This is a genomic window from Streptomyces sp. Xyl84 (assembly GCF_059731885.1).
This window is the reverse complement of sequence record NZ_AP029182.1, coordinates 4,545,251-4,557,610: the sequence shown is the minus strand read 5'-3', so window position 1 is coordinate 4,557,610 and position 12,360 is coordinate 4,545,251. Positions and strand designations below refer to the sequence as shown.

Genomic DNA, 12,360 nt, shown 5'->3' with positions numbered 1-12,360 from the left:
TGCCCGGGGACCGGGCGGCTGGCCAGAAGTGTGCCCGCACGCGCTCAACGAACGCATGGGGAAACGTTTTTGGAAAGTTCTGACAGCCGGGGGGATCCAGCCGCTACCGTGATCGGCGGGAGTGAATCCCGCGACAGAAACCATTCGCTTCACGGGGGCGTTACCCGATTACACCCCTGCGCGAATCACAGGACATCACTCGACAGGGGTGGGAATCGATGAACGAGGACGACTGCTTTCCGTTACTGCTCTCCCAGCGGGAGCGCAGCACCATCGAGCTGGGTATTCACCTGGGGGCGAGCGAGACCGAAGAAGCGGACTTCTCGAACCGCCATGAACTGTATTCCGACGAAGATCTCCTCGGAGGATCTCCCGACGCGACCCATGGTGTTCCGGTACCGCCGGACGCGAGCCGTCATGTCGCCTGACCTCTCGCACTTGACCCGTGTGACCTGCGCACTCGCCCATCGGAAGGACGTTCCGACCGCCGGTGCGCGATGAACCATGGGCCGGCTCGCACAGTCGGCGAGCCGGCCCATGTCCCAGACTTTCTCCCACCTTCGATGTCAGGAGCGCAGCGACCGTGCCGTCCTCGTCCTCAGCGGTGATCGAAACCGTCCTCGAACAGTCCGCCCGCGTTCTTCAGACCTATGCCGTGGACCCCGGCCTCGTGGCCGAGCACGCCAATGGCGAGCGCCGCATCACACAGGGCGGATACGGCGACCGCCAGCTTTTCGAGCTCGTCCAGAACGCGGCCGACGAAATCGCCGGCGAACCCGGTGGACGCGTCCACGTGGTTCTCACGGATACCCATCTGTACTGCGCCAACGAGGGAGATCCGGTCACTCCGGAGGGGGCCGAGACCATTCTTCGAATGAGCATGTCGAAGAAGCGCGGCGGTCAGATCGGACGGTTCGGGGTCGGGGTGAAGTCGGTCCTCGTGGTGACCGACGCTCCGGAATTCTTCAGCCGTACCGGGAGTTTCGGATTCGACCGCGCCTGGTCCTACGCGCAGATCAAGGCCGTGCCCGGGGTGACGGAGCGCTACGGACCGGAGTTCGACGCCCCCGTCCTGCGGATGGCCCGCCCGCTCGACATGCAGGCCGAGCGAGCCTCCGACCCCGTGCTGGACAAGCTGTTGGCCTGGGCGACCACGGTCGTCCGACTCCCGCTGTTGTCGAAGGCCGACGACCGGCTGGGCAAGGACATGCACGGCAATCGTGGCAAGGACCACGGCGAACCCCGCGAGGAGTTCCCGGTCGGGTTCCAGCTCTTCTCGCCGCACGTCGCCAAGGTCGTGCTGGAGGACCACCGCCCCAGGCCCATGGCGCGCCGGACGCTGACCGCCCAGCAGTCCGACGACCTGCACACCGTGACCGAGGAGCGCACGGGGAAGGCTCTCTCCACGGAGCGGTGGCGCGTGTTCACCACCACGCACGAGCCGGGTCCCGCGGCCCGCGCGGACGCCGGAGAGCTGCACGACCGAGTCGCGCTCGACCTGTCCTGGGCAGTCCCCGCCCTGGAACGGGACGCCGACAGCGGCCTGTACGTCAGCCCCCGCTCTCGTGGTCGCGGAAAGTTCTGGTCCTTCTTCCCCACCAAGTACGAGATGTCCCTGAGCGGCATCCTCAACGGAGCGTGGAAGACCAACGAGGACCGGCAGAACCTCCTCGACTCCTCCCCCTTCAACCAGGAGATGATCAGGGTGTCGGCGAAGCTCGTCGTCGACTCCCTCCCCGGGCTGGCCCCGGCCGAGGACCCGGCCGCGTACCTCCCCCTGCTGCCCGGTCGGGTCAGGGAGTCGATCAGCTGGGCCGACGAGTTCCTGACCCGGGAGATCTGGGCCCGCACCGCCACGTGTCCCTCGCTGCCCGACCAGGACGGCGTCCTGCGCCCCCCCGGGCGACTGCGCATCCACCCGCGGCTGGACAAGGACCTGAAGCAACTGACGCGGTGGCTGCGGATGTGGCACGAGTGCCCCGGGCGGCCCTCGGACTGGCTGCACCCGAGCGTCGAGGCGGACGTCCTGCGCTCCGGCAAGGTCGAACACGTCCTCGCTGCCGCCGGTCACGAGCGGGCCGGGGTGCGCGACTGGTTGGAGGCCCTCGTCGCGAACGGCACCGTCGAGGCGTCGGCGGTGGCCGTCCGCATCCTGGCCGACATGATCGAGAAGGGTTCCTCCTTCGCCGACGAGGCCCGCAAGGCCCGCGTCGTGCTGACCGAGGAGCACGGGCTGGTCGCCCCGGTCCACGGCAAGGTGTTCCGTCGGGCCGAACACCAGGACGGACTGCGCGAGTCCACGGTCTACGTCGTCGACGCGCTCGCCCATGACCCGTCGCTGGCGCACGCGCTCAGCGTCCTCGGCATCCGCGAGGCCGACGCCGAAGGGCGATTCGTCAGCGTCCTCGACCAGGGCTTCGACCACTACGGGGAGTCCGACTGGGAGCGCTTCTGGGAGCTGTTCCGCCAGGCCGGAATCCGCCGGCTGGCCCACAAGGTCCTGGAGCGGGTGCCCGATCCGCACTCGACGCTCCGGGTGCGGACCGCCGACAAGCACTTCCGACCGGTCGCGGACTGCATGCTGCCCGGTGTCGTGGTCGACGCCGAGCGCGATCCCGGCGTCGCCGTCGACATGACGTTCCACTCCGACGACACGTACTTCTTCTCCCTGATCGGCCTGCGGGACCGACCGGCCGCCGGCGTGCAACCGCAAGCGGACGAGGCCTGGTTCGAGGAGTACCGAGCGGCCGTCCACGCTTCCTACCTGCGCTCCCTGGACAGCCGCGCCCCGCGGCCCTCACTGAACCGGATGAAGGTCGAGGGCGCCGCGATCGGTGGTCCACTCCATCTCTTCCGCGACCTGTCCGAGGCGTCCCGCGCCGCCTTCCTGAAGGCGCTGCCCGACGAGGCCGTGGTGGACAACTGGACGCGTCAGTTCGGCGCTCAGACCGGCACTCGGCAGGCGGTGATGTCCCCGATCCGATGGATGCTGCGCAAGCACGGCAGGGTCGCCACCTCTCAGGGGATCAAGCCGCTCTCGGAGGCCGTCGGCCCCCAGCTCGCCGCCTACCGCGACGTGCTGCCGGTCGCCGACATCTCCCCCGAGAAGGCCCGCAAGCTGCGGCTGCCCCTCACCGTGGAGGAGGTCCCCGCCGACCGCTGGGACGCGCTCCTCGACGAGGTGTCCCGCAGCGAGGACGACGCCTTCGTCGGTGCCACCTACGTCATGCTGACCCGGTTCGGGGCCGACTTCCCCGAGGACTCGCTGACCCGTTGCAGGATCGGCGACACCTGGGGCACCCGCCCTGACGACGAGATCACCCTCGCCGTCGGCACCGCCGAGTACCGGGCCCTGCGCGCCGAGCAGCTCCCCGCCCTGCTCGTACCGACCACCGAGGACGCCGAACTGATGATCGCGAAGTGGGGCATGCTCCGCTACGCCGATGTGATCAGTCGGGAGACCCGCGAGGTGCCCGAGGGCGACCCCGTCCCCCTCGTCGAGCTGTTCCCCGCCCTGCGGCAGCGCCTGAACAGCGGCAACCGGAACAGCACGGTGCAGCGGTGCGCCGAGTTGGAGGAGGTCACGCGCACGCCCAACGGGACGCACGCCTCTCCCCTGGACGCCGTGCGTCAGGACAGCACGGTCAAGATCCGCGTGCCGGTGGATCCGGAGCCCATGCTGCGGCTGATCGACCGAGAACTCGGCCTCGGCCTCGGCGCGGCCGGCTGCCGTGCGGTGCTGGAGCACCAGGACCGCATGGCCAGGGACAGCGCTCTGAAGGCGGCGCAGAAAGCCGTGCGCGACGCCGAGGACGTCGTGACCAAGCTCGAACTGCTGATAGGTGCCGACGCGCTCAGGGCCGGCCTGCCCGAAGGACTCATGGACGCCGAGCTGCAGGCGACCGGCGGCGTGGAGCCGTCCGGACGCCGCGTCGCGCAGATGGCGTTCAACGCGCACGGTGACGGGGTGCTCCAGCAGCACGCCCGGGACATCCAGGCCCGTTTCCCCAACGCCCCGGTGGCGTACGGCGGCTCGTCGGCGGCCATCGCCTTCGTCTCCGATCTGCGCCTGCCTGTCACGTTCGCCGGTTCCAGGACTCCGTCGCCGCCTCCCTTCGAGACCGTCGACGGGCCCCGGGACTTCCCGAGGCTCCACGACTACCAGGAGGACCTGGTCCGGAACATCTCCACCCTGCTCGACCGGCTCGCCCCGCAGCGCGGCATGCTGTCCCTGCCCACCGGCGCCGGCAAGACACGGGTCACCGCCGAGGCCGTGATCCGCTGGGTGAAGCGGGTCGGCGACCTCAAGGGTCCCTTGCTGTGGATCGCGCAGACCGAGGAACTGTGCGAGCAGGCCGTGCAGAGCTGGAAGTTCGTCTGGAACAAGGTCGGCGCCGAGCGACCGTTGACCATGAGCCGGCTGTGGAGCAGCAACGAGGTCGGCAATGTCGTCGACCACCCCCACCTGGTGGTCGCCACGGACGCGAAACTCGAGCGATGCCTGGGCACCGACCAGTACGCGTGGTTGCGCGAGCCCGCGCTCGTGATCGTGGACGAGGCGCACACCGCCATCTCCAAGCGGTACACGGACATCCTCGGCCAGTTGGGCCTGACCCAGTACGAGACGCGGCGGCATCTGCTCGGTCTGACCGCCACCCCGTTCCGCAACACCAACGAGGACGAGACCCGCCGGCTCATCACCCGCTTCGGCAACCGCCGACTCGACGAAGGCGTGTTCCCCTCCGGGGACCCGTACCGCGACCTGCAGGGGTGGGGCATGCTCGCCCAGGTCGAGCACCGCACCCTGGAGGGCGGTCGGATCGAGCTGAGCCAGGACGAGAAGACGCACGCCGAACGTATGGCGATGCTCTCCCGCGCCGCCGAGCAACGGCTCGCCGACGACCACGCGCGCAGCCTGCGCATCGTCGACTCGGTGGCCGCCCTGCCGCCGGACTGGCCGACGCTGCTCTTCGCCACCTCCGTCGACCACGCCAAGTATCTGGCGGCCATGCTCAACGACCGAGACGTCCCGTCCGCCGCCGTGGACTCGACGACCAGCGCGCAGGACCGCAGGACGCGGATCGAGAACTTCAGGAACGGCCGCCTCCGGGTGCTCACCAACTACGGTGTCCTGACCCAGGGCTTCGACGCGCCCGCGACGCGGGTCGTGGTGGTGGCGCGACCGGTCTACAGCACCAACGTGTACCAGCAGATGATCGGGCGCGGCCTGCGCGGCCCCAAGAACGGTGGCAAGGACACCTGCCTGATCCTGAACGTCGACGACAACATCGCCAACTTCGACACCCGGCTGGCCTTCACCCAGTTCGAGCACCTCTGGAGCCGTAAGTGACCGACGTCTACCTCGACAGTCCACCGCTCACCGCGGAGCAGCGGGCCGTCGTCGAGCAGCCCTGGGACGCCCGGGTCCTGGTCACCGCCGGGGCCGGCGCCGGCAAGACGCACACCCTGGTGCGCCGACTCGACGCGCTGTGCGGTCACGAGGACCCGGAGGAGGCGCTGGAGGCAGGCGACATCCTCGTGCTCACGTTCTCCCGGGCGGCCGCCCGCGAGTTGCGTGAGCGCATCACCCGGCACGGGGACCGGGCCCGACGGGTACGCGCCCAGACGTTCGACGCCTGGGCGTACGGGACGCTCGTCCAGGCGTACCCGGACCGGGACTGGGCCGCGGCTTCCTTCGACGACCGGATCAGGGCCGCGGCGGAAGCCGTCGAGGACGGCGCGCTGGAGGCCGGCGACTCGGTCCCGCCGTCCCATGTGGTGATCGACGAGGTGCAGGACCTGCTGGGCGACCGCCGGGAGCTGGTGGAGTCCTTGCTCGACCGCTACCAGGACAGCTGTGGTTTCACCGTGGTCGGTGACGCCGCCCAGTCCGTGTACGGCTTCCAGATCGATGACCCGGCCGAACGCAACGACGAGACCGGCCGGTTCTTCGAGTGGTTGCGCCGTTCGTTCCCCGACGACCTGGTCGAGCTGCACCTCACCGAGAACTTCCGGGCCGTCACCCCGGAGGCACGAGTCGCGCTGTCGCACGGCCCCCGGCTCCAGCGGGTGCGTGACGCGGACGAGGCCGCCACCCTCTACGAAGAGCTGCGCGACCTGCTCCTGGACCCGGCGAACGCACTGGGCGACCTCACCGACGAGTACACGCTGCAGGGTCTGCGGGACCTCGACGACACGTGTGCCGTCCTCACCCGAGACAACCGGCAGGCGTTGGTCGTCTCCCGGCTGCTCCACGAGAACGGCATCGGGCACCGGCTGCGCCGGCCCCTCGAGGAGCGCCCGGTGCCCCACTGGGTGGCCGAGCTGCTGCGCCGTACCGAGGCGACCGGCCTGTCCGAGGAGCGGTTCCGCTCCCTGCTGGAACAGATCTCGCTGCCCCACGAACCGGACGCGGAGGTCCTGTGGACGGTGCTGCGACGCGCGACCCGCTCGCCCGGGCGCACCGCGCTCGACCTGGACCGGCTGCGCCGTCTGGTCGCCGACGGCCGGTTCCCCGACGAGGCGGCCGACCCGGAGACCGCACGGATCGTCGTCTCCACCGTGCACCGGGCCAAGGGGTTGGAGTTCGACCGAGTGATCGTCCTGACTCCGCCGACCGTCGCCGAACTCCACAAACAGTACGGCGACGAGGCCGACCTCCCCGCGGAGGCCCGCGCCCTGTACGTGGCGATGACCCGCGCCCGGCAGGACCTCTACCACGTCCACTCCCCCGACCTGCCGATCATCAAGAGGGCGGGGAACCGCAAGAACGGTCGGCGGTACGTCGGCGGATGGCGGTCGTACGACCGGTTCGGCGTGGTGACGGAGACCGGTGACGTCTGCCGGGACAACCCTCCCGGTCACGCCACCGACGCCATGGCGACCCAGTCCTATCTCCTGCGGGAGGTCGGCCCCGGTCAGGAGGTCCTGCTGCGCAAGCGCCACGACCTGCCGGCGGGCGAGGGCCAGAGTCCGCCGTACGTCCTGTTGCATCGGGGGCGGGAGATAGGCGAGGCGTCGGAGCGGTTCCTGCGGGAGCTGTTCGGGGTGCAGAAGGTGAACCGGGCCTGGGACCCGTGGTGGCCCGACGAGATCCACGGTCTGCGGATCGACACCTTGGAGACGGTGACGGGCAGCACGGCGGCGAGCGCCAACGCAGGCCTGGGCGACCGGGGTGTGTGGGTCGCGCCGCGGATCACCGGCATCGGCATGTTTCGACGGGCTGACGACGAAGAGGAGCAGGGCGCATGACGCAGGTGGCAGGTCGGCACTCCGAGCACTATCGAGTGCGGGACGAGGAGCTTCTCCTGGGGCTGCGCAGGGAACTCTTCGGTCCCACCGAGGAGTCCGACCAGCAGGAGCGAGCCGAAGAACTCTCCCAGGACGCGCCGATCGACCGCTATCTGACCGGTGTGCTGTATCCCCGCGCCTCGCACGAGCGGAGGATCGAGAACGCCGCCGAGCAGGACGGCCTGGACTCCGCGCCCGTTCTCCCCCGGGAGGACGCCGAGGAGTCCGGCGCCGCGCAGGAAACCGGTGTCTCGGGCGACAAGCGCCCGTCCTCCATGGGCCTGACCTTCGCGATCGACCCGGCCATAAGCGACACGATCGTGGTCTCGGCGCGCGCGGCGGTCTACGAGCCCACCGACGCGGACGGCAATCCGGTCCCGGCCCGCCGCGCCGAGGCCAGGACCGTCGCGGAACAGCGGGAGCGGTGGCGGCGCAAGGAACTCCGGCTCCCCGAGAAGACCATCGACGTGACCGCCCCCACCCCGGGCGAGCTGATGGACCTCGTGCCGGACAAGGTCGCTCTGCACGTCATCGTCCGCCGACCCGATCCCCTGACCGGCACGGTCACCGTCACGGTCACGCTGATCAACCGGCAGAAAGTCGGTGAGCGGGACCTCCAGGACGCCTTCGCCCTGTTCCAGTGCGGCTTGACGATCTGGGCCGCCGACGGTTCCAGCGCCTTCGTCGAGCGCCCCGCTCCGGGCGCCGCACACGACCCCGAGATCGCCACCAGCCGGCTGCTGCACCGCCACGCCCCGACCTTCGCCGTCGGCCACGGCTGTGCCGCCGCCTGGGACTGGAACCCGTCACCGATCGGCGTGAACGACAGCATCCCGGCCGCCGTCCCCGAGGTACGCAGCGAGTTCGTACCCAGCGTGGAGGTGCTGCTGACCGACTCCAACCCGGAGATCGACAGCTCGTCGTTGTCGATGCTCGGGCTGGCCGAGAAGCCGGACGCGGAGCTTCTGGCCGCCCTGGAGGCGCTGGCCACCGGGTACGAGGACTGGATCGCCCGTAAGTCGGCCGAGGCCGAATCCCTGGCGGGCGGCCCTCACGAGCGGCCCGCGCGGGACCAGGTGGACGCCTGTCGCGAGGCGCTCGGCCGGATCCGCGAGGGCATCGAACTGCTGCGGACCAAGCCCGACCTGATGCGGGCGTTCCGGCTCGCCAACCGTGCCATGGCCGACCAGCGCGCCCGTAGCGCCTGGGTGAAGGACGGACGCGTCGGCGACCCCGACCCGTCCGCCGGACGCTGGCGGCCTTTCCAGATCGCCTTCGTACTGCTCTGCATGGCCGGCATCGACGATCCCGCGCACCAGGACCGGCAGATCTCCGACCTGCTCTGGTTCCCGACCGGTGGTGGCAAGACCGAGGCCTACCTCGGGTTGATCGCCCTGACGTCCTTCCTGCGTCGCATCCGCAGGGGCGCGGACGGCGGTGGTGTCACCGTCCTCATGCGTTACACGCTCCGGTTGCTCACCCTGCAGCAGTTCGAACGTGCGGCCATCCTGCTCTGCGCCATGGAAGACATGCGGCGCCGCACGCCTGAGCTGGGCGACGAACCGTTCTCCGTCGGCATGTGGGTGGGACGCTCGGCCACCCCCAACACGCTGGCGGAGGCCGCCGCCAGGCTCGACGAGCTGCGTGCCGACCTCGACAAGCGTCTCGCCACCGAGAACCCCGTCCAACTGCACGCCTGTCCCTGGTGCGGCACCCGACTCGATGCCCGGGACTACGAGGCCGACGAGGACGCCAAGCGGATGCACATCCGCTGCCCCGGTGCGGAGTGCGACTTCTCCGGCGGTCTTCCCGTCCACCTGATCGACGAGGCGGTGTACGACGCGCGCCCGACGCTGGTGATCGCCACCGTCGACAAGTTCGCGTCGATGCCCTGGCGTCCGGCGACCTCCGCGCTCTTCAACCGGGACGACCCGGCCGACGGCACACCTCCCCCGGAGCTGATCGTCCAGGACGAGCTCCACCTGATCTCCGGCCCCTTGGGGACACTGACCGGCCTCTACGAGACCGCCGTGGACGCGCTGGCCGACCACCCGAAGGTGATCGCCTCCACGGCGACCATCCGCCGCGCGGCCGACCAGGGCCGCCACCTCTTCGCCCGCGAGGTGCGCCAGTTCCCGCCCGCCGGCCTGGACTCCCGCGACTCGTGGTTCGCCGTCGAGACCCCGCGTGAGGAGAAGGCGAGCCGCCGCTACGTCGGCCTCCTGGCTCCCGGCACCAGCCAGTCCACGCTGTTGATCCGCACGTACGCCACGCTGCTGCACCGAGCCATGCACGCGGACACCGACGACAAGGTGCGCGACGCGTACTGGAGCCTCGTCGGCTACTTCAACAGCCTGCGGCTGCTCTCCGCCGCCGAACTCCAGGTCCACGACGACGTGGTGGCGTACCTGGAACTGCTCGCCGGACGCGAGGGGGTGGCCGTGCGCTCGGTGGCCAACTACTCGGAGCTGACCAGCCGGATCGACGCCAGCGAGATCCCCACGCGCCTCAAGGGGATCGAGAAGAGGCTCCCCGACGAGGACGCCGTGGACGTCCTGCTCGCCACCAACATGATCGCGGTGGGCGTGGACGTGGACCGGCTCGGGTTGATGGCCGTGATGGGCCAGCCCCAGACGACGGCCGAGTACATCCAGGCCACGAGCCGCGTCGGCCGTGCCCACCCCGGCCTGGTCGCCGTCATGCTCAACGCGGCGCGTGCCCGGGACCGCTCGCACTACGAGAGCTTCCAGCACTACCACTCCGCCCTCTACCGCGAAGTCGAATCCACCTCCGTGACCCCGTTCTCCGCCCGCGCGCGTGAACGGGGACTGCACGCGGTGATCGTCGCTCTCGCCCGCATCCTGATCCCGGCCGCCCGCCCGAACGAGGGCGCCGGTCAGGTCGAGGCCTACGCGGACGTCCTGCAGGGGCGCATCAGGTCCCTGGTCCTGGACCGCGTCCACGCGATCACTCCCTCGGAGACCGGGACCGTGGAGAGAAGTTTCGACGAGTTCGTCGATTGGTGGCGCGAGGAGGCCGACATCCACAGTGAGTTGCTCTTCGAACCCAGGCGGGGCAGCCGTGCCCCTTCGCTCCTGAAGTCGTACGACGACGAGTCCGAGGACCGCGAGGCGTGGTCCACCCTGTGGAGCCTGCGCGACGTCGACGCCGAGTCCGCCCTGTTCATGGAGGGAAACCGATGACCCCGCCCCCCGCCCGCCGCCGTCGGACCGCGGTGACCGGCACCGCCCCGGCCCACAACCTCCCCCGCCGCGGCACGGTCCGCCGCGCCCAGGTGATCACCACGTACGGCGTCGGGTCGCTCATCGCCGTCGACCACGAGTCCTTCGTCGTCTCCGGACTGGACGAGGCCGACCGGAGCTGGAGCAAGGACGAGTCGCGCGTCGTCCATGAGCGACGACTGGCCCGTCTGCTCGACGTCGACCACTTCCGGTTGCCGCCGGCATCCGAGGACACCAGCAAGGACGGCCTCCGGGTCCGCCGCTTCCCCCTCATGCACTCGTGCCCCGGGTGCGACGAACTGCAGCCGCACCGCGATTTCTCGCCCCCGGCCGGTCGAAGCGTCTGCGGCACGTGCGAGATGGACCTGGTCCCCTCCCGCTTCGTCGTGGCCTGCGAGGCCGGGCACCTCGACGAGTTCCCCTACTGGCAGTGGGTGCACCGCTCGCCCGACCGGGATGCCACGAGGCTCGGGATGTGCGGCGGCAAGCTCAGGATGCGCACGACCGGACGCACCTCCTCGCTCCGCTCCATCGTCATCTCCTGCACCTGCGGCCAGGTGCCCGAGGTCTCGATGGAGGGTTCCTTCCGCAGGAACGCGCTCAAGGACCTGCGCCTCACCTGCCGAGGTGCCCGCCCGTGGCTCGGCAGCTCCGCCACGGACCCGGCGGGTTGCGGACTCCCCTTGCGCACCCTGCAGCGCGGTTCCTCGTCCGTGTGGCAGCCGGTGCTGAAGTCGGCGCTCTCCATCCCTCCGTGGAGCACCGGCCGTGCGGATCCGCTCGCGGGACACTGGGACGCTCTCCGCCAGTTCGACAACCGCGAACACATCGGGATCTACCTCAAGGGCGCTTTCCAGGGCGCTTGTCCGATCCCGCTGGACGAGGTCATGGCCCTGCTCGACGCGGAACGCGAGGAGGACCCGGAGGGCGAGGCGGAGCCGAGCTTCGACCACCGCTACCGCGCCCTGCGCGACAAGGAGTACGAGCGTCTGCGCCAAGGCAACGACGAGAGCGAGCACTCCCGTGACGAGCAGTTCGTCTGCGAGACACCGCTCGGTGACCAGAACGTGCTCCGGCCGCTCGGGATCACCGGCCCGATGCTGGTCAAGAAGCTCCGCGAGGTGCGGGCCCTGAAGGCGTTCACCCGACTCGTCGACGCCGAGTCGACGACGGACGCGAAGGAGATGGCGCTCTCCGAGAAGCCCTTGCGCTGGCTGCCGGCCATGGAGGTCCAGGGCGAGGGAGTCTTCCTGCGCCTGGACGAGGACCGACTGGACGCCTGGGAGAAGGCGACGGCGGTGGCGGCCCGGGTCGAGCGCATGCGTACCGCTCACCAGCGGGTGCTCGATCAGCGGGCCGACGACCCGAGTCGGGCCGTGCCGTCCCCGGCGACGCCCCGCATGGTGCTGTTGCACACCTTGGCCCATGTCCTCATCAACGAGTGGAGCCTGGATGCGGGCTACCCGTCCGCCTCCTTGCGCGAGCGCCTGTACGCCGCCGATGACATGGCCGGTGTCCTCGTCTACACGGCGACGAGCGACTCGGCGGGCAGCCTCGGTGGCCTTGTGGCGCAGGGCGAACCGGACAACCTCGACCGGACGATCCGTTCCGCCGTCCGTCGTGCCGAGTGGTGTTCCTCCGATCCTCTTTGCATGGAGACCACGGTCTCCGGCACTGAAGGCACCAATCTCGCCGCCTGTCACGCCTGCGTGATGCTCCCCGAGACGAGCTGCGAGCACAACAACATCCTGCTCGACCGTGCGCTGCTGGTGGGGACGCCCGAGGACCCCTCTCTGGGGTTCTTCGAGGCCGCCCTCGCTCCCTGACG

At 70.1% G+C, this 12,360-nt stretch carries 5 protein-coding genes; all 5 read left to right on the top strand.

What is annotated here, in order from left to right; translation table 11 throughout:
* Nucleotides 1-218: 218 nt before the first annotated feature.
* Nucleotides 219-428 carry a hypothetical protein gene (locus AC6I72_RS19820; RefSeq protein WP_498002381.1) on the top strand — a complete coding sequence of 70 codons (210 nt, stop codon included), beginning with the start codon at nt 219-221 and terminating at the stop codon, nt 426-428.
* Nucleotides 429-583: 155 nt separating this feature from the next.
* Nucleotides 584-5,350, top strand: a complete 4,767-nt coding sequence (locus tag AC6I72_RS19815) for a DEAD/DEAH box helicase (RefSeq protein ID WP_498002379.1) — start codon at nt 584-586, stop codon at nt 5,348-5,350.
* Complete coding sequence (locus tag AC6I72_RS19810; RefSeq protein ID WP_498002378.1) at nt 5,347-7,251, top strand: UvrD-helicase domain-containing protein; 1,905 nt, start codon at nt 5,347-5,349, stop codon at nt 7,249-7,251. Before AC6I72_RS19815 ends, AC6I72_RS19810 begins: the two co-directional genes overlap by 4 nt.
* Nucleotides 7,248-10,493 carry a helicase-related protein gene (locus AC6I72_RS19805; protein ID WP_498002377.1) on the top strand — a complete coding sequence of 1,082 codons (3,246 nt, stop codon included), beginning with the start codon at nt 7,248-7,250 and terminating at the stop codon, nt 10,491-10,493. Before AC6I72_RS19810 ends, AC6I72_RS19805 begins: the two co-directional genes overlap by 4 nt.
* Nucleotides 10,490-12,358 (top strand): DrmB family protein, encoded by a 1,869-nt coding sequence (gene drmB, locus AC6I72_RS19800; RefSeq protein WP_498002376.1) that lies wholly within the window; start codon nt 10,490-10,492, stop codon nt 12,356-12,358. Before AC6I72_RS19805 ends, drmB begins: the two co-directional genes overlap by 4 nt.
* Nucleotides 12,359-12,360: the final 2 nt, after the last annotated feature.